The organism is Pseudomonas entomophila, from assembly GCF_023277925.1.
GTDB lineage: Bacteria > Pseudomonadota > Gammaproteobacteria > Pseudomonadales > Pseudomonadaceae > Aquipseudomonas > Aquipseudomonas entomophila_D.
The window spans coordinates 5,312,060-5,329,286 of record NZ_CP063832.1 but is presented as its reverse complement, the minus strand read 5'-3'; the positions used below and the strand labels follow the sequence as shown (position 1 = coordinate 5,329,286).

Below are 17,227 nucleotides of genomic sequence, written 5' to 3'. Positions count from 1 at the left end.
CCGGGGATGACAGTACGGGAGCTAGGCCAACAACCCCAGGGACTTGGCCCTGGCCACCGCCTGGGTGCGTCGCTCGACGCCCAACTTTCCATTGATGTGGCTGGCATGGGTCTTGACGGTGTGCAGAGAGATGAACAGGCGCTCGCTGATCTGCTGGTTTGAGCAGCCTTGGGCAATCAGCTCCAGCACGGCCAGCTCACGGCCACTGAGCGCCTCAGTGGCGCCGAGAGCATTGGCTTGCGCCTCGGGGAGGCGCGCCAGCAAGTCGGCCTGGGCAGGGCTGGCGGCCTGGGCGACCAGTTGCTCACGCAGCCATTCAGGGTGATCCTCCAGCAGCCGCTGGAACGCCTGCAACGCTCCACCTTGAGCCGCCTCCAGCGCCTGGGGCAACAACCTGCCCGCCTCGGGCTCTCGGCCCGCAACGAGCAACAACCCTATCAACTGGCACACTGCACTGACCACCAGCGTCATGCCACCGCTGGCGTGCCCCCGCTCGACCAGCATGCGCAAACGCGCCTCGGCATCGTGTGGGCGCTGAAGTACACGCTCCAGCAAGGCCTGCTGCAGCTCGATGTGCAAAGGCAGCAACGGGTGGAACTCGGGGGCGGCCGCGGGTTGCTCCCCCCCATAGGTTTGCCCCAGGCGCAACAACCAGGACTCTGCAAGGTCCGTCCGCCCCTGGGCCAGCCACAGTTCGCATTTCACCAGGGTGATCATGGCCAGGTAGAAGATCGGCGGCACGTCCCAGATATGCATCAGCCGCTCTGCTTCGGCCAACTCCGCGAATGCCTCGGCGAAGCGCCCTTCCCGGCCATCGAGCGAGGCGATCACACAATGGCCGATCAACACGCTGATGTCACGGCAGCTACGTGCCTCGCTCAAGCCGGCACGCAGGCGGGCACGGCCTTGTACAGGCTGGAGGCGCGCGGCCAACAGATAGCCTTCGTACAGTGTCAGGCGAGCGCGCACGGCGTAGAGGCGCTGCCCCGACAACCCCTGCAGCCGCAGCAACCCCTGGCGCACTTCATCTTGCGCTCGCAGCACTTCGCCCCGGGCATGCAGCACCCGGGCCCGATCATAATGGGCCAATGCTTCGAACAAGGGGTTGCCGACCCGCTGGGCCAGCTCCAGCGCCTCGCGGTTCCACCCCCGCGCACGCCAGAAGTCGCCATCGGCAATGGCCAGATTGGACAGTGTGGACAGGCACACCAGGCGCTGGCCATAACGCTTGCAGGGCAGGCTCTGCAACGCCTCGCCGCAATAGGCCAGGGTACGCTCGCGATCACCCCGTCCCCGAGCGATGACGCCGCTCAGCGCCAGCCACTGCGCCAGCATCGACTTTTGCGCGGTGGCTGATGGCGCTGGCAGGAAGCGGCTGAGATAACCTGCGAGCTCTTCGGCGGCGTCGAGCTGGCAGGCCAGCCCCAGGGCCCAGCTGTACAGCACGATCAGCCGTGGCGTGCTGATCAGCAGGCTGTCGGGCAAGTCCATTTTCCAGCGCAGCAGCATGCCGACATTCTGTTCGGCCAGCAGTTGCTCCTCGGACAGGCTTTGCACCAGGTCCGCAGCCACGTCCAGGTAACCGGCACGCAGCGCCTGCTCCACCGCCTCGTCGAGCAACCCCTGCCCTTCGAACCAGCGGCAGGCGCGCAGGTGCAGCCCCGCCAGGGGCTCACTGGCCTGACGGCTACGTAGCAGGTCGGAGAACAGATGATGGTAACGGAACCAGCGCCCGTGCTCGTCGAGGGGTACCAGGAAGACCTGATGAGCCTGCAGGTAACGCAAGACCTCCATGCTGTCATGGCGTTCGCGCAATGCGTCGCACAGTTCAGTACAGAAGCGCTCCTGGCAGGCCGTGTCGTAGAGAAACGCCTGCACGGGCGCAGGCAGCATGTCGATGACTTCCTCCAGCAAGTAGTCACGGATCAACCCCTCGCCCCCATGCAGGGCCTGGGGCAAGGCGTTGTCATCACCGGATTCGCTGGCCGCCAGTTGCCAGAAACGCAAACCGGCAACCCAGCCATCGCTGCGCTGGATCAGGTTGTCGAGGGCCTGGCCACGCAAGCCGGTGGGCTGGCGGCCGATCACGGCCAGCGCTTCGTCTGGCGTAAGGCGCAGGTCCTGTTCGTTGAGCTCGACCAGCAGCCGGGACAGCCTCAGACGCGCCAGGTGCCAGTCGGGGCGCTGGCGGCTGGTGACCAGCAGCACAAGGCCGGGTGGCAGGTGATTGAGGAAGAACTGCAGGCAGCGATCGAGAACAGGCCCTTGGGCGAGGTGGTAGTCGTCGAGCACCAGCAACAAGGGTGTGTCGGGTTGCAGGTAGAGCGCGAGCTCGTCGAGCAGGCCATCGAGCCACTCTTCGAACGCGAAGGGTTGGTGGCGCTGGCGCATCTTGAGCAACCCGAGGGCCTGCCCGCCCAAGGCCGGGCAGAACTGCTGGAGGCCTTCGAGCAGACGCTCGAGGAAACGCCCAGGGTCAGCATCGCGCTGGCTCAGGCCAAGCCACAGGCTTCGCCAATGTGCGGGCAACTGCTGGCAGAACTCGATGGCCAGTGAACTTTTACCGAAGCCCGCCGGTGCGTTGACCAGCAACAACCGCCCCGTCAGCCCGGCTTGCATACGCTGGCACAGGCGCGCTCTCGGTACGTGCGCCTCCGGCAGCGGTGGCCGGAAGAAACGCCCGTCCAGCAGGCCCATGGCCTGACTGGCAACTCCATGCGTACGGGACAGGTCTGTCATGGCCGGCTCGTTCTGATTGTAGGACTACGGCAGTACGGATCTTTGCGAGACTAGCGGCAAACGCAACGCATTTGAAGGTGATGGGCGCGTTTTGCAAAAAAAGACTACGACAAAAAGAAACAAGGCTGATCGACATCAGCGAGATCGATAGGGCGTCATCAGTGCGAGCGGACAATTCTGCGTCGGAACAGAAACGCCCCGGCAAGCCGGGGCGTTCTGGGGGATCACACGAAGTGGGTGACAATCAGCTCAACGTACACCCGACTGACGCAGGGCAGCTGGCTGGAAGTCAGCCTTGCTGGCACTGAAGCCGAAGTCGTAGGCGCTCTTCTCTTCGTTCTTCATGCCCAGGGCCAGGTAGCGGCCCGATTGCAGGTCGTAGATGGCTTCGAGGGTGTACCACGGCACCTGCACGTTGTAGTACGGCTGGGCATGGGCCTCGGAGACGCGCCACAGCTGGTTGCGGCCGTCGTACTGGTCGATCACCGCAGCTTGCCAGGTGTCCTCGTCGATGTAGAAGTCACGCTTGGCATAGATGTGCCGCTGGCCAGGTTTGAGCGTGGCTACCACGTGCCAGACACGGCGCAGCTCGTAACGCGCCAGGTCCTGGTTGATGTGGCCAGGCTTGATGATGTCCGCATACTTGAGCTTCGGGTCATCGAGCTTGTAGGCGTTGGAGGCGATATACATCTCCTTCTTGCCTTCGAGCTTCCAGTCGTAGCGATCCGGCGCACCGTTGTACATGTCCAGGTTGTCGGAGGTACGCAGGCCATCGGCGGCGGTACCCGGGCCGTCGTAGGAGACCTGCGGCGCCTGGCGCACACGACGCTGACCGGCGTTGTAGATCCACGCCTTGCGCGGCTCCTTGACCTGGTCGAGGGTCTCGTGGACCAGCAGCACGGTACCGGCCAGGCGCGCTGGCGCGGTTACTTCCTGCATGAAGTAGAACAGGATATTGCCTGGGTTATTCGGGTCGTAATCCTTCATCTTGTCGCGGAACACGAACTGGTCCTTGAAGTAGACCAGGCTGTACGAGCCGTTCTGCTGCGGAGTGGCCTGCGTCACCAGGCGGGTCACGCTGCCACCGCGGTAGCGGGTGATGTGGTTCCAGATCACCTCCACGCCATCCTTCGGAATCGGGAATGGGATGGCGGTGCGGAAGTTCTCCAGGCCGTTGCCGCCCCCGACCAGCGTGGTCTTGGTGGCGTTTTCCTTAATGGCGGCGAACACATCGTCAGGCACGGTGGAACCGCGATGGGTCTTGTACACCGGGATCTTGTAGGTGTCCGGGTAACGTTTGAGCATCGCCAACTGGCCTGGCGAAAGCTTGTCCTTGTACTGCTCGGCGTTCTGCGCAGTGATGGTGAACAGCGGTTTCTCGCTGCCGAACGGGTCGGAGAGGAAACCCTTGCTGTCGACAGTCCCGGCGGACTTCGACAGCGGCTCCCAGGGGCCGATCGAACCATCGGCATTGCCGGCCTTTTCCGCGCCCATGGGGGTGAGGGTCGAACCCAGCTTGGCCGCCTCGCTGGCAGAAACCGCAGCCATGACGCCGGTCGCCAGCAGGGACAGGCCCAGTACACCGGCTTGCAGCAGACGTGTGGTCATTTTCATTCTGTTGTCGTCCTGAATCAGTGTTCTTAGAAGTTCACGCCGAAGCTGAGGGCGACGAAGTCGCGATCATCCACGGTGGTGTACTTGCCATCGAAGAAGTTGGTGTACGACAGGCTGGCCGTGTAGGTGTTCTGGTACTCGGCGTCCAGGCCAAGGCTGATTGCCTTGCGGCCTTCCTCGAAGTTGCCGCCAGGGCCCGGCGAGTAGCCGGAGACGTCGTGGGACCAGGCCACGTTGGGCTTGAGGTTGACCCCGGCGAAGACGTCGTTGTAGTCCCAGATCACCCGGGCGCGGTAGCCCCAGGAGGTGCTGGTGGTGTAGCCGTCGTTCTCGCACTTGCGGTTGAGGTTGGCGGTGGAAGCGCCAGCACCGGCACCGGCGATGGTGCTGGCATTGAGTGCCTGGCAGGTGTTGGCACCGCCGGTGGCGGGCAGCGGGCCAGGGCCATAGACCGGGTCGCGGCCGTAGCGAACTTCGTGAGCGTTTTCCAGGCCACCGACGTGGGTGACGCCTACCTCACCGACGACGGTCATGCGGCTGGCGCCCATCACCTGGTCGAAGAAGTGCGTCAGGGTGGTCTGGAACTGGGTGATCTCCTTGCGGCGATAACCATGCAGGTCCTGGCCGGGAACACCGTTGAGCAGCGAAGCGTTGGCCAGCGCGCCACCGATCGGACGCACGCCGGCGAACAGGATGTCGGTGGTGTTCAACTGCACCGGGGCGTTGGGGCGGTAGCTCAGCTCACCGCTCCAGGCCGTGCCGGTGGGTAGCGTGGTGGAGAAGCTCAGGCCGTAGAGACGGATGTCTTCCGGATACTCGACGAAGTACTTCGAGTTGCCCGCGACAATAATCGGCGCCAGCGACCTCAGCTGAGCCGGCAAGCCGGCCAAGCCGGCGTACACCGACTGCGGGGCACCGGTGGCGCTGAAGATCGGCGCGCGGCTGTGGTAGTTCATGAAGTAGGCACCGAACTCGGTGTCCAGCGGTTCGAACATGTAGCGCATGGCGACGCCGAACTGGCCGCTGTCGCGGGCGTCACGGTCCGGGCCGCGGCCGACCATCACGCCTTCCTCGTTGATGTTCACGCCACGGGTGGCGAGGAACTGCTGGGCAGCCCCAGGCACCGTGCGGCTGCTGTTGAGCACGCGCAGGTTGTTGTTGCAACCGTCGGCGATGATGTCCGGCTGCGAGAAGAAGGTGCCGCAGTTATCGACGACGGTCTGGTCCCATTCGATCTGGTAGAAGGCTTCGGCCGACAGGTTGTCGGTGAGGCTCTGGGAGATGTAGAACATGTTGACCGGGATCAGGCCTTCCTTGACCTCGGCACCTGGGCGGCGGAAGGCAGACACGTCGATCGGGTTGATCGAGTTGATGCCGCCACCGATGAAGGTGCTCTCACCCCAGCTGACCACCTGCTTGCCCAGGCGCACCGAGCCTGGCAGGTCGGCGATGGAGTAGTTGTGGTAGACGAAGGCGTCGAGCAGCTCCGCACCAGAAGACTTGGCGCCCTCCTTGCGGTTGGAGTCGCTGATGTCCTTGAACTCGCGGTGTTCATCCTTGAGCTCGAAGTCGTACCAGTACTTGCCACGGACGAACACGCCGGTGTCACCGTACTTGAGCTCGAGGTCGTGGATGCCCTTGAAGATCTTCGAGAAGGTCTCGCCCTTCTTGAAGTTGAGGTGGCCATCGTCGGAGGTTTGCGACAACCCCTTGCCGCCGTTGTTGACCCCGATGAGGTTCTTGTTCGGGTTGGCTGTCGACCAGCTGGCGCCGATGGAGAGCGACGAGTCGAACTGGCCTTCGATTTCACCGATGTTGAAGCTGACCGCGAAAGCAGGACTTGCGAGCGTAGAAGCGAGGCTGACGGCCAAGGGCAGACGTGCCCGGCGCCAGAACGGGTTTGCAGATGTCATCGACGCTACTCCATGTACTTTTTTGTTATGGCAGTGAGTCCTTTCAGAAACGGCCGAGCGCCTGGTGAAACCGGCTCCTGCCCGAGGCGCCACGACAATGCGCGGCGCCCTCCCCCATTCCTGAAAATCCCCTGGCCCGACTATAGCCAGCGGTCACAGGTGCTAGATCCCTCTAAAGTGTGATTTGCGCTCCCTGCTGCTGGCCTGCCCCAAAAGACCGGCCTGTGCGCTGGCAGTGGTGAAGCATGGCTCAATTTCGCCGTTTGACAAGACACCACCCTCTCTAGCGTGCGGGTCACGATCTGGCGACCGCAACCCGGGGAGTGGTTACAGCGTGGAGAGGAAGGCGCTGTTACTGGCCTGCCATTGACTGATATCCACACGGATGCGCTTCTTGTCGAGCTTGCCGACGCTGGTCTTGGGAATTTCAGTAACAATGGCGATCTGGCTGGGAATTGCCCACTTGTTGATATGCCCCTGTTCGACAAACGGCTTGAGGTGTTCCTTCAGGCTGCGTGCGTCGATGTTCAGCCCCTCACGCACCACCAGCAGTGCGAACGGGCGCTCGCCCCACTGCGGGTCAGGCACGCCGACCACGGCAACCTCGCGCACGGCCGGATGGCGGCTGACCAGGTCCTCGAGGTCGAGTGACGAGATCCATTCGCCACCGGTCTTGATCACATCCTTGATGCGGTCGCGGATATCGATGAACCCCATGCCGTCGAGGGTGGCGACATCGCCTGTGTGCAGCCAGCCGCCCTGCCAGAGCTCTTCGCTCTTCTCCGGCTCGCGGAAATACCCCATGGTCAGCCAGGGTGCACGCAGCACCAGCTCGCCTTGGGTTTCACCATCGGCGGGCAGGAAGTTGCCATTGCCATCGACGATGGCAGCTTCGACCAGCGGCACCGGCACTCCGGCCTTGATCCGGTAGCTGGTGCGCTCATCCTCGCTGCCGGCCTGCAGCTCGTCGTTCAGGTGCGCGGCGCTGATCAGCGGGCAGGTCTCGGACATGCCGTAGGCGGCTGTGAGCTGGATGCCCCGGGCCAGTGCAGCTTCATAAAGCGCACGGTTGAGCGCGCTACCGCCAATGATGATCTTCCAGCCGCCGAAGTCCTGGCCGGCGGCGGACGGGCAATTGAGCAGCATCTGCAGGATGGTGGGTACGCAGTGGGAGAACGTCACCTTCTCTTCACGCCACAGCTTGATCAGCATGTCCGGCTCGTAGCGCCCCGGGTAGACCTGCTTGATACCCATCATGGTCGCCGCGTAGGGGATGCCCCAGGCGTGTACATGGAACATGGGCGTGATCGGCATGTAAACATCGTTGCTGCTCAGCAACCGCACGCTGTCCAGGCTGCCGAGCACGGAGGTTTCGGCAAGGGTGTGCAGCACCAGTTGGCGGTGGGTGAAATACACCCCCTTGGGGTTGCCGGTGGTGCCGGTGGTGTAGAACGTGGTGGCCACCGAGTTCTCGTCAAAGTCGGGGAAGTCGTAGTGCGGGCTGGCCGCTGCCAGCAGTTGCTCGTATTCACCGCGCAGGCCTGGCAGGTCGGCGCTCTTGTCCGGGCCGTCAGTCAACAGCACGGTCCCCTGCACTGTGGTCAGTTGCCCGGCAATGGCCTGGTAGAGGCCGATGAAATCACTGTTGACCAGCACGAAGCGGTCTTCGGCGTGGTTCATGGTGTAGAGGATCTGTTCCGGTGACAGTCGCACGTTGATGGTGTGCACCACCGCGCCGATCATCGGGATGGCGAACATGCACTCCAGATAACGGTGGCTGTCCCAGTCCATCACCGCCACCGTGTCACCCGCCTTGACGCCGGCTGCGGTCAGCACGTTGGCCAGCCGCGCGATGCGCTCGCCCAGTTGCGGGTAGGTGAGGCGGATCTGGTCGCGGTAGACGATCTCGCGGGTCTTTTCATAGCGGCTGCCGGACATCAGCAGGCGCTTGATCAGCAGCGGAAATTCGTAGGCGCCCTCGGCGGGCTTGATGATGCGCGTCTGCAACATGGGTATCCCTTTTCTGTGATGCGGGCCGGACAGCTCTGGGATCAACTCTAGATCGGTGACGCGCCGGTCAAATCAGCCGAAGGAATGATTTGCCGCGCAAAGGTATGAGCGGCAATGCCGGCGTTGACGAACGGCACCGACGGGCCAGACACTGCCCAGATTGGATCGCGCCCCCTGTAGGAGCGGGTTTACCCGCGAATCAGGCAACGCGGTGCATGGCACGGGCTTCGCCCGTGTTCGCGGGTAAACCCGCCCCTACAGAGTCCCGCCGACCAAACCCACCGCGGCGACCGAACCACTCCCACATCGGAGCCCCCATGCCCAGCCCACGTCGCGCCGTGTTTCTCGACCATCCGTCCCTGGACCTCGGTGACCTCGACCTTTCCCCCCTGCGGGATCAGTTCGATGATCTGCAACTGTTCGCCACCACCCGCCCCGACCAGGTAACCGAACGCCTGCGAGGCGTCGTGGCGGTGATCAGCAACAAGGTGATGCTCGACGCCGCCAGCCTGGCCGCCAATCCGCAGCTCAAGCTGATCCTGGTCGCCGCCACCGGCACCAACAACGTCGACCTGGCCGCCGCCCACGCCCAAGGCATCACGGTGTGCAACTGCCAGGGCTACGGCACGCCATCGGTGGCCCAGCACACCCTGGCCCTGCTGCTGGCCCTGGCCACGCGTCTGTGCGACTACCAGCAGGCCGTGGCCAGGGGCGAATGGGCCAAGGCCAGCCAGTTCTGCCTGCTGGACTTCCCCATCGTCGAACTCGAGGGCAAGACCCTCGGCCTGCTCGGCCACGGCGAGCTGGGGGGCGCGGTGGCGCGGCTGGCCGAGGCGTTCGGCATGCGCGTGCTCAGCGGGCAGGTGCCCGGGCGCCCGGCGCGTGACGATCGCCTGCCACTCGATGAGCTGCTGCCCCAGGTCGATGCCCTGACCCTGCACTGCCCGCTCAACGACCGCACCCGGCACATGCTCGGCGCCCGTGAGCTGGCCCTGCTCAAGCCCGGCGCACTGGTGGTCAACACCGCCCGTGGCGGGCTGATCGACGAGCAAGCCCTGGCCGAAGCCCTGCGCAGCGGTCACCTGGGCGGCGCGGCAACCGATGTGCTCAGTGTCGAGCCTCCAGTCAATGGCAATCCGTTGCTGGCGGCGGACGTTCCCCGCCTGATCGTAACCCCGCACAGCGCCTGGGGCGCGGTGGAGTCGCGCCAGCGCATCGTCGGCCAGCTCGCCGAAAACGCCCAGGCGTTCTTTGCCGGGCAGCCGCGGCGAGTGGTCGGCTGAGCCGGCGACGGCTCTGGTACACTGCGCCACTTTTTTTCAGGAGGCTCCGTTTATGGACCCGCGCAGTGAAGTAGTGCTCCGCCAGGCGGAGCTGTTCCAGGGCCCATTGCTGATCGCCGGCGCGCCAGCCGACGGCCTGCTCGGGCAACTGCCCGAGGCACATGGCTGGACCTGGCACGCAGGCGACCAGGCCCTGCTCGAAAGCCGCTTCGGCGGCCGCTGCCACCATGGCGTGAGCGTGCCCGAAGTGGCCTTCGACGCCGCCATCCTGTTCCTGCCCAAGTCCCGCGAGCTGGCCGCCTACCTGCTCAACGCCCTGGCCGCGCGCCTGGCCGGGCGCGAGTTGTACCTGGTCGGCGAGAAACGCGGCGGCATCGAGGGCGCGGCGAAACAGCTGCAAGCGTTCGGCAAGCCCCGCAAGCTCGACAGCGCGCGCCACTGCCAGCTGTGGCAGGTGACCGTCGACCATGCCCCCGAGGCCACGCCGCTCGAGAGCCTGGCCGAGCGCTTCGAGCTGCCGCTCGAGGACGGTCCGTTGCAGGTGGTCAGCCTGCCGGGCGTGTTCAGCCACGGTCGCCTGGACAAGGGCACCGCCCTGCTGCTGGAGCACCTTGACGGGTTGCCCGGCGGGCATGTCCTCGACTTCGGTTGTGGTGCCGGCGTGCTGGGCGCGACCATCAAGCGCCGCTACCCACAGAGCCGGGTCACCCTGCTGGATGTCGATGCGTTCGCCGTTGCCGCCAGTCGCCTGACGTTGGCTGCCAATGGCCTGGAAGGGGAAGTGATCAGTGGTGATGGTATCGATGCCGCTCCGGGCGAACTGGACCTGATCCTGAGCAATCCGCCGTTCCACACCGGGGTGCATACCGATTACCAAGCCTCGGAAAACCTGCTGAAAAAATCCGGCGAACATCTGCGAAAAGGTGGCGAAATGCGCCTTGTAGCCAACAGCTTCCTGCGTTACCAACCGCTCATCGAGGGCGCTCTGGGCAACTGCGAGATTCGCGCCGAGGCACAGGGTTTTCGTATCTACCGAGCGACACGTGGATAAAAACAGGGCTTGCCGAAACCGCCCTGCGTAGGCAGAATCCGCTCCGTCCTAGGGGAGTAGTCTCCCGCGAGCCCTCCGCTCGCCCGGTACGCGTCAACACACTTGGCCCACAGGCCATGGCGCGTGCGACCCACGATCTGCGCAGACAGGTCCAGGGTTTGACAAGACCTATGACACGCACACCTTACCCGGGGCGGGGAGGTCGTACGTGTCATAGCCGTGTCGACCCGCCCCCGTAGGAATCCTGATGCTGGAATCACTGCTCGTCCCCACCGCCATCGTTGCCCTCGCCGAAATCGGCGATAAGACGCAACTGCTCGCGCTCATCCTCGCGGCGCGCTTTCGCAAACCCTGGCCGATCATCGCCGGCATCATCGCCGCCACCCTCGCCAACCACGCCGCCGCGGGCGCCGTGGGTGCCTGGGTCAGCAGCTTCTTCAGCGAAGCCGTGCTGCACTGGATCCTCGCCGCGAGCTTCACCGCCACCGCGCTGTGGACCCTGGTGCCAGACAAGATGGACGATGACGAAACCAGCAACGCACGCCGCTTCGGGCCGTTCCTGACCACGCTTATCGCCTTCTTCCTGGCTGAAATCGGCGACAAGACCCAGGTCGCCACGGTGATGCTGGCCGCCCAGTACCCGCACCTGATCATGGTGATCATCGGCACCACCCTAGGCATGCTGATTGCCAACGTACCGGTGGTGCTGGCGGGCAACTTCGCCGCGGAGAAACTGCCGCTTACGCTGATCCGCCGCCTGGCGGCGGCGGCGTTCTTCGTGCTGGCCGTCGTCGCGGTGTATTCGGCGATGAAGACCAGCGGCTGGATTGGCTGAGGGTAAACGTCGCAAGGTAGGAGCCAGCCTTGCTGGCGAACCAGGCGCCTGGCACCGGCTTTGCCGGTGTTCGCTGGCAAAGCCGGCTCCTGCAGAGGGCCCCGGAAATTTACTTCTTGGCGGCCTGATACAGGGGCATCACCTTCGGAATGGCTGCCTGCAGCGAAGCGATACGGCTGCTCGAAGCCGGGTGAGTGCTCATGAACTCAGGCGGCGCGCCTTCGGACGCCTTGCTCATCTTGTTCCACAAGGTGATCGCGGCGTTCGGGTCGTAGCCGGCGCGGGCCGACAGTTCCAGGCCGATCAAGTCGGCCTCGTTCTCGTTGGCGCGGCTGTTGGGCAGGGTCATGGCGTAGTTCACCACGGTGTCGGCCAGCGCCATGCTGTCCTGGCCCAGGCCGAAGATCGCGCCCGCGCCCTGGCGGGCCATTTCCACGCCATAGGCCTTGGACATCGCTTCACGGCCATGTTCGCGCAGGGCATGAGCGATCTCGTGGCCCATGACCGCGGCGATCTCGGCGTCGGTAAGCTTGAGCTGATCGATCAGGCCGGTATAGACGATGATCTTGCCGCCCGGGCCGCAGTTGGCGTTCAGTTCATCGCTCTTGATGACGTTGACTTCCCATTTCCACTGCGCGGCATCCGGCCGGAACTGTGGCGCCTGGGCGATCAGGCGGTCGGCGATGGCCTGCACGCGCTTGGCGTCGGCGCTGCTTTTATCCAGGACGCCCTTGCTCGACGCCTCACCGAGGGTCTGCTGGTAGGACTGGGCGTACATCTGGTTGACCTCATCGGTCGAGAGCATGCTGAACATGTACTGCTTGCGCTCGACGCCCACGGCACCGCCACTGGTGGTATTGACCGCCTGGCAGCCGCCCAGCAGGACGCTGGCGCTCAACATGCTGACAACGAATGACTTACGCATTTGAAACACTCCCTTTTTACGTGCCGCGTATCCTAGGCCCAGTCGCCTGGCCCCGCCAGAGCCACAGGGAAGATTTCTGCACGCCCCTCATGCTTTCGTATTAGCCCGCCGATAACACAGGGACACGACCTCCTTGCGCGCGGAGCCTTCCATGAAGTTCAAGTCGATCCAGTTTTCCGTGGCCGCCCTGGCCGGTGCCATCGTACTGAGCATTGTCGCCGCCCTGGTGCTCTATGCCGTGTATTCCGGGGAACGCACCCAGGCGCTGGTACAGCAGCGCACCCAGCAACAGTTCGAAAGCGTGATCGAACAGCGCCTGTCGGCGCTGGCCCGCACCCAGGTCAGCGAGATCCAGCGCGGCCTGGAAGCGCCCCTGTCGATCGCCCGCGGCCTGGCCACCGGCAACGCGATGATCGGCATGCAAGGCGCCGATGGCCGCCCACTGATGCGGGTCGAACGCGAACACTTGATCAACCAGCTCAAGCGCACCGTAGAGGCCAACCCGAGCGTGCTCGGCGCCTACCTGGGCTGGGAGCCGAACGCCCTCGACCACGACGACGCCCGCTATGTCGGCAGCAGCATGGTCGGTATCGACAGCGCCAGCGGCCGCTTCCTGCCGTGGTGGTTCCGCAACAGTGATGGCAGCCTCGGCCAGGACAAGCTGGCCGACGTCGATGACCGCACCGTGCTGGCCACCGGCGTGCGCGCCAGCGAGTACTACCTGTGCCCGAAAGAGTCGAAGAAGGCCTGCGTGATCGACCCGGCCCCCTACAAGGTAGGCGACAAGATGGTCATGCTCGCGTCCTTCGTCGAACCCATCATGGTCGACGGCCAGTTCAAGGGCATGGCCGGTGCCGACCTGTCGGTGAATTTCATCCAGGACCTGCTCAACGCCGCCGACCGTCAGCTCTACAACGGCGCTGGCGAACTGGCCCTGGTATCGGGTAACGGCCGCCTGGTGGCCTACACCCGCGACCCGGCCAAGTTCGGCGAAAAGGCCAGCGACGTACTGGACGCCGATGAAGCGAGCACCCTCAAGAACCTCGTGGGCGAAGACCTGCACTACAAGGTGGAGACCGCCAAGGACCGCATCGAGCTGTACCTGCCGTTCAAGGTGGCCAGCACCGACGCCCGCTGGACCCTGCTGCTGGAGCTGCCGCTCAGTACCGTCATGGCCGACGTCGCCCAGTTGCAGAAGGACCTGGCCGAGCAGCGCCGCACCGATATCACCGGCATGACCGTGGTCGGCCTGGGCATCGCTGCCCTGGGCCTGCTGGTGATCTGGCTGCTGGCCCAGGGCATCGCCCGGCCGCTGAAACAGATGGTCGCCATGCTCGACGACATCGCCCAGGGTGAGGGTGACCTGACCCGCCGCCTGCAAAGCGACCGCGCCGACGAACTGGGCGCGATCGCCAAGGGCTTCAACACCTTCCTGGCCAAGCTGCAGACGATGATCAGCCAGGTAGTCAGCTCGGTGCAGAAGGTCAGCGACTCGTCGGAACACACCGCCGACATCGCCATCCGCACCAACCAGGGCGTGCACAAACAGATGGCCGAGATCGACCAGGTGGCCACCGCCGTGCACGAAATGACCGCCACGGCCCAGGATGTGGCACGCAACGCCACCCAGGCGGCCCAGGCCGCCAGCGACGCCGACCGCGCCGCCAACGAAGGCCTGGATATCGTGCGTGGCACTTCGCACTCGATCAGCGCCCTGGCCACCGAGATCGGCCGCGCGGTCACCGTGGTCCAGGACCTCGCCCGCGACAGCGAGAACATCAACGCCATCCTGGTCGCCATCCGCGCCATCGCCGAGCAGACCAACCTGCTGGCGTTGAACGCGGCCATCGAAGCCGCCCGGGCCGGCGAGCAAGGGCGTGGTTTCGCCGTGGTCGCCGACGAGGTGCGCAACCTGGCGCAGAAAACCCAGCAGGCCACCGAAGAAATCCAGCAGATGATCCAGCAGTTGCAGCAGGGCACGCAGGAAGTGGTCAGGGTGATGGAGCAGAGCCAGGGCAAGACCGACATCAGTGTGCAGCAGGCCAGCCGCGCCGCCGAATCGCTGGAGAGCATCACCCAGGCAGTGTCGGTGATCAACGACATGAACACCCAGATCGCCAGCGCCGCCGAGGAGCAGAGCGCGGTGGCCGAGGACATCAACCGCAATGTGATCAACATCGGCCAGGTGGCCGGCGAGGTGGCTGGTGGCGCCGACGAGTCGAGCCAGGCGAGCGCCGAGCTGACCAAGCTGGCAGAGCAGCAACGGCGCCTGATCAATCAGTTCAGGGTCTGAAATGCAGCAAACCTGTAGGGGCGGCTTTAGCCGCGAACACCGGCAATGCCGGTGCCAAGCACCGCGTCGTTCGCATCGCGGCTGAAGCCGCTCCTACAGTGCACAGCTCAAGCCGGCGTCAGGCACTCCGGCCCATCCAGCTTCGGATCGTTGACGAAGTACGCCAGCGCTCGCTCGCGCAAGGCGGTCGGCGGCTTGGCCAGCAACTCATGCAGGCGCGCCAGCGGCGTATCCGGGTCCAGCCAGATCGCCTGCTCGGCTTCATCCAGGATCAATGGCCGACGCTGGTTCATTGCCGCTTGCGTCACCACGGCACAGCTCAGCCATTGCTGCTCCTGCACCGGATAGACTTCCCACACCGCCGCGAAGAACAGTGAAGCCCCCTCCCCCGGTGTCACCCAGTACGGGCGTTTACGCGCCGTGCCGCGCCATTCGTAGAAACCGTTGGCCGGCATCAAGCAGCGTCGCTGGCGCAGCGCCTCGCGAAACATGGGTTGCTCGGCCAGGGTTTCGGCACGGGCCTGGGCCGGCGTGCGCGACAAGTCGGTCAGCCAGGCCGGGGTGAGCCCCCAGCGGGCGCTGGCCAGTTGCATCTGGCCATCGAGCTGGCGCTGGATCAGCACCGTGGCGCCGGGCGAGATGTTCCATTGGGCCTGCTGGCTCGAAGGGAAACCGGGCAGGCCGGCGAAGGCCTGGGTCCAGCGAAACAGGGCGTAGCGTCCACACATGGGCGATTTCAGAACCTAGCAGATCAGGGTACCGGGATAACTCTCCGGCGCTTCGCCGACAAGCGGCTGGGCAGCATTGTACGCGTCGATCAACTGTCGCGCGTAACCGGCTTGCTCATCGGGCACCGCCAGGCCCAGCAGCCCCTGCATCGGCAGCTCGCCCACAGCGCCCATCAGGTCGCGCCCGACCAGATGCACCTCGACACCCTCGCTGGCCAGCATGCCCACCAGCATCTGCGCCTCCAGCAGGTTTTCCGGGTCATAGATTCGCTGCATCAGTCGTTCTCGCCATAGACATCCAGCATCCACTCCTCGCCATGCACCTGCAGCACGAAACGGATGGGCTTGCAGCAGACCTGGCAGTCCTCGATGTACTCATGGTCGCCGCCGGACAAGTCCACGGTCGTCTCGACTTCTTCACCGCAATAGGGACAATCGTAGATCGCACTTTCCAGCATCGCGGCCTCCCGAGTGACTTGTGCGTATAATTGCCGGTCTGTTTACAGGGCCTGCGTGTGTCCGAGCCGTTTTTCGGGCCCCACCCCTACCTTATTACCCTAGCCGTTTCCAACAAGAGAGCATGATGGGCGAATTCGATGCCATCCGACCGTACGACGACGCTGAAGTGCCTGCCGTTCTGGCACGCCTGCTCAGCGACCCGGCATTCCTCGATATCCTCACCCACTTCCGCTTCCCGCGCGCGGCGGGCGCCTTCGGTTGGCTGCTCAAACCGCTGATCGCCCGGCGCCTGCGCAAGGAATTCGCAGGGGTGCAGTGTGTCGCCACGCTGCAGGACAAAGTCGAGTACTACGTCGACCGGACCATCGACCGCGCCACCGACGGCGTCACCTACACCGGTGTCGAACAGCTCAAGTCCGGTACCGCCTATCTGTTCCTGGCCAACCACCGCGATATCGTCATGGACCCGGCCTTCGTCAACTACGCGGTGTACCACGCCGGCCTGCCGACACCGCGCATCGCCATCGGCGACAACCTGCTGCAGAAGCCGTTCGTCAGCGACATGATGCGCCTGAACAAGAGCTTCATCGTGCACCGCTCGATCAGCGGCCGCCGCGAGAAGCTGGCGGCCTACCAGCTGCTGTCGGCCTACATCAACCACTCGATCCGCAACGACTGCGTGTCGATCTGGATCGCCCAGGCCGAGGGCCGCGCCAAGGACGGTGACGATCGCACCGACTCGGCCATTCTCAAAATGTTCCACATGAGCCGCAAGGACGAGCCGTTCGGCGCGGTGATCCAGAGCTTGAACCTGATTCCGGTGTCGATCAGCTACGAATACGACCCCTGCGACCAGGCCAAGGCCCGTGAGCTGTACATCCGCGCCACCACCGGCAGCTACAAAAAGGTGCCAGGCGAGGATGACAACAGCATCGCCCAGGGCATCACCGGCTACAAAGGCCGGGTGCACATCAACTTCGCGCCTCCGGTGACCGAGTACCACGAGGACACCAAGCAGCTGGCACAGGCTATCGACCGGCAGATTCTCGGTGGCTACCGGTTGTTCCCGGTGCACTACCTGGCCTATGCGATGTGGGCGCAGAAGGACGCGGCGCTGGAAGTGCCGGGCGCCGAGACGCTGTTCCCGGCCGATGAGCTGGCCAAGGCGAAGGAAGAGTGGCAGCGCCGGTTGGACGCTTGCCCGGTGGAGCACCAGCCCTACCTGGTGCAGCAGTACGCAACGCCGGTGCGCAATCAGTACCAGGTCAGGCAGCAGGCCACCGTGGCCTGACTGCAAACACCTGTAGGAGCCAGCCTTGCTGGCGAACCCCACTCATCATCGGTGGTGAATGGGCGATTCGCCAGCAAGGCTGGCTC

At 64.5% G+C, this 17,227-nt stretch carries 13 protein-coding genes, 1 pseudogene and 1 riboswitch; of the genes and pseudogenes, 6 read left to right on the top strand and 8 right to left on the bottom strand.

Annotated features, from left to right (window positions below; translation table 11 throughout):
• Positions 1 to 21: 21 nt before the first annotated feature.
• The 4 genes from IM733_RS23645 to IM733_RS23630 form a co-directional block, all read right to left on the bottom strand.
• Positions 22 to 2,739 carry a LuxR C-terminal-related transcriptional regulator gene (locus IM733_RS23645; protein WP_248918707.1) on the bottom strand — a complete coding sequence of 906 codons (2,718 nt, stop codon included), beginning with the start codon at positions 2,737 to 2,739 and terminating at the stop codon, positions 22 to 24.
• 249 nt (positions 2,740 to 2,988) lie between these two features.
• A complete protein-coding gene (locus IM733_RS23640; RefSeq protein WP_248918706.1) occupies positions 2,989 to 4,353 on the bottom strand; it encodes a DUF1329 domain-containing protein in 1,365 nt (454 codons plus the stop codon).
• A gap of 26 nt (positions 4,354 to 4,379) precedes the next feature.
• Complete coding sequence (locus tag IM733_RS23635) at positions 4,380 to 6,266, bottom strand: DUF1302 domain-containing protein (protein WP_248918705.1); 1,887 nt, start codon at positions 6,264 to 6,266, stop codon at positions 4,380 to 4,382.
• Positions 6,267 to 6,593: 327 nt separating this feature from the next.
• Positions 6,594 to 8,276: a fatty acid--CoA ligase gene (locus tag IM733_RS23630; protein WP_248918704.1), complete on the bottom strand. Its 1,683-nt coding sequence runs from the start codon at positions 8,274 to 8,276 to the stop codon at positions 6,594 to 6,596.
• Between the two features lie 317 nt (positions 8,277 to 8,593).
• Here IM733_RS23630 and IM733_RS23625 point away from each other — a divergent pair, with 317 nt between their 5' ends.
• The 3 genes from IM733_RS23625 (at position 8,594) to IM733_RS23615 (ending at position 11,445) form a co-directional block, all read left to right on the top strand.
• Positions 8,594 to 9,559: a 2-hydroxyacid dehydrogenase gene (locus IM733_RS23625; RefSeq protein ID WP_248918703.1), complete on the top strand. Its 966-nt coding sequence runs from the start codon at positions 8,594 to 8,596 to the stop codon at positions 9,557 to 9,559.
• A 52-nt stretch (positions 9,560 to 9,611) separates the two neighbouring features.
• Positions 9,612 to 10,610, top strand: a complete 999-nt coding sequence (locus IM733_RS23620; protein WP_248918702.1) for a class I SAM-dependent methyltransferase — start codon at positions 9,612 to 9,614, stop codon at positions 10,608 to 10,610.
• A gap of 38 nt (positions 10,611 to 10,648) precedes the next feature.
• Positions 10,649 to 10,770, top strand: a riboswitch (yybP-ykoY riboswitch).
• An 87-nt stretch (positions 10,771 to 10,857) separates the two neighbouring features.
• The gene (locus IM733_RS23615; RefSeq protein WP_248918701.1) at positions 10,858 to 11,445 is read left to right on the top strand and encodes a TMEM165/GDT1 family protein; all 588 of its coding nucleotides are present in this window, start codon (positions 10,858 to 10,860) and stop codon (positions 11,443 to 11,445) included.
• A 109-nt stretch (positions 11,446 to 11,554) separates the two neighbouring features.
• Here IM733_RS23615 and IM733_RS23610 read toward each other — a convergent pair whose 3' ends face one another.
• The gene (locus IM733_RS23610; protein WP_011532237.1) at positions 11,555 to 12,370 is read right to left on the bottom strand and encodes a M48 family metallopeptidase; all 816 of its coding nucleotides are present in this window, start codon (positions 12,368 to 12,370) and stop codon (positions 11,555 to 11,557) included.
• Between the two features lie 151 nt (positions 12,371 to 12,521).
• On the opposite strand from IM733_RS23610, the pseudogene IM733_RS25860 reads away from it, so the two are divergent.
• Positions 12,522 to 13,805 (top strand): annotated as a pseudogene (locus IM733_RS25860) (HAMP domain-containing protein); the annotation flags it as partial.
• Between the two features lie 15 nt (positions 13,806 to 13,820).
• The gene (locus tag IM733_RS25855) at positions 13,821 to 14,663 is read left to right on the top strand and encodes a methyl-accepting chemotaxis protein (protein ID WP_432760441.1); all 843 of its coding nucleotides are present in this window, start codon (positions 13,821 to 13,823) and stop codon (positions 14,661 to 14,663) included.
• 107 nt (positions 14,664 to 14,770) lie between these two features.
• On the opposite strand, the gene IM733_RS23600 is transcribed toward IM733_RS25855, so the two are convergent.
• Genes IM733_RS23600 through IM733_RS23590 form a run of 3 tightly spaced genes read right to left on the bottom strand, consistent with a single transcriptional unit; the run spans position 14,771 to position 15,849 of the window.
• Positions 14,771 to 15,391 carry an SOS response-associated peptidase gene (locus IM733_RS23600; RefSeq protein ID WP_248918699.1) on the bottom strand — a complete coding sequence of 207 codons (621 nt, stop codon included), beginning with the start codon at positions 15,389 to 15,391 and terminating at the stop codon, positions 14,771 to 14,773.
• Between the two features lie 15 nt (positions 15,392 to 15,406).
• Positions 15,407 to 15,667: a putative signal transducing protein gene (locus IM733_RS23595; protein WP_248918698.1), complete on the bottom strand. Its 261-nt coding sequence runs from the start codon at positions 15,665 to 15,667 to the stop codon at positions 15,407 to 15,409.
• Positions 15,667 to 15,849, bottom strand: coding sequence for a CPXCG motif-containing cysteine-rich protein (locus tag IM733_RS23590; protein ID WP_248918697.1), 183 nt, complete (start codon positions 15,847 to 15,849; stop codon positions 15,667 to 15,669). Before IM733_RS23590 ends, IM733_RS23595 begins: the two co-directional genes overlap by 1 nt.
• 125 nt (positions 15,850 to 15,974) lie before the next feature.
• Between IM733_RS23590 and IM733_RS23585 the strand changes: the two genes are divergently transcribed.
• Positions 15,975 to 17,141, top strand: a complete 1,167-nt coding sequence (locus IM733_RS23585) for a 1-acyl-sn-glycerol-3-phosphate acyltransferase (protein ID WP_248918696.1) — start codon at positions 15,975 to 15,977, stop codon at positions 17,139 to 17,141.
• Positions 17,142 to 17,227: the final 86 nt, after the last annotated feature.

What these genes read in the sequence shown, in the direction of transcription:
- IM733_RS23645 (WP_248918707.1), bottom strand. Translation starts at nt 2,739, where the DNA reads ATGACAGACCTGTCCCGTACGCATGGAGTTGCCAGTCAGGCCATGGGC.
- IM733_RS23640 (WP_248918706.1), bottom strand. Translation starts at nt 4,353, where the DNA reads ATGAAAATGACCACACGTCTGCTGCAAGCCGGTGTACTGGGCCTGTCC.
- IM733_RS23635 (WP_248918705.1), bottom strand. Translation starts at nt 6,266, where the DNA reads ATGACATCTGCAAACCCGTTCTGGCGCCGGGCACGTCTGCCCTTGGCC.
- IM733_RS23630 (WP_248918704.1), bottom strand. Translation starts at nt 8,276, where the DNA reads ATGTTGCAGACGCGCATCATCAAGCCCGCCGAGGGCGCCTACGAATTT.
- IM733_RS23625 (WP_248918703.1), top strand. Translation starts at nt 8,594, where the DNA reads ATGCCCAGCCCACGTCGCGCCGTGTTTCTCGACCATCCGTCCCTGGAC.
- IM733_RS23620 (WP_248918702.1), top strand. Translation starts at nt 9,612, where the DNA reads ATGGACCCGCGCAGTGAAGTAGTGCTCCGCCAGGCGGAGCTGTTCCAG.
- IM733_RS23615 (WP_248918701.1), top strand. Translation starts at nt 10,858, where the DNA reads ATGCTGGAATCACTGCTCGTCCCCACCGCCATCGTTGCCCTCGCCGAA.
- IM733_RS23610 (WP_011532237.1), bottom strand. Translation starts at nt 12,370, where the DNA reads ATGCGTAAGTCATTCGTTGTCAGCATGTTGAGCGCCAGCGTCCTGCTG.
- IM733_RS25855 (WP_432760441.1), top strand. Translation starts at nt 13,821, where the DNA reads ATGATCAGCCAGGTAGTCAGCTCGGTGCAGAAGGTCAGCGACTCGTCG.
- IM733_RS23600 (WP_248918699.1), bottom strand. Translation starts at nt 15,391, where the DNA reads ATGTGTGGACGCTACGCCCTGTTTCGCTGGACCCAGGCCTTCGCCGGC.
- IM733_RS23595 (WP_248918698.1), bottom strand. Translation starts at nt 15,667, where the DNA reads ATGCAGCGAATCTATGACCCGGAAAACCTGCTGGAGGCGCAGATGCTG.
- IM733_RS23590 (WP_248918697.1), bottom strand. Translation starts at nt 15,849, where the DNA reads ATGCTGGAAAGTGCGATCTACGATTGTCCCTATTGCGGTGAAGAAGTC.
- IM733_RS23585 (WP_248918696.1), top strand. Translation starts at nt 15,975, where the DNA reads ATGGGCGAATTCGATGCCATCCGACCGTACGACGACGCTGAAGTGCCT.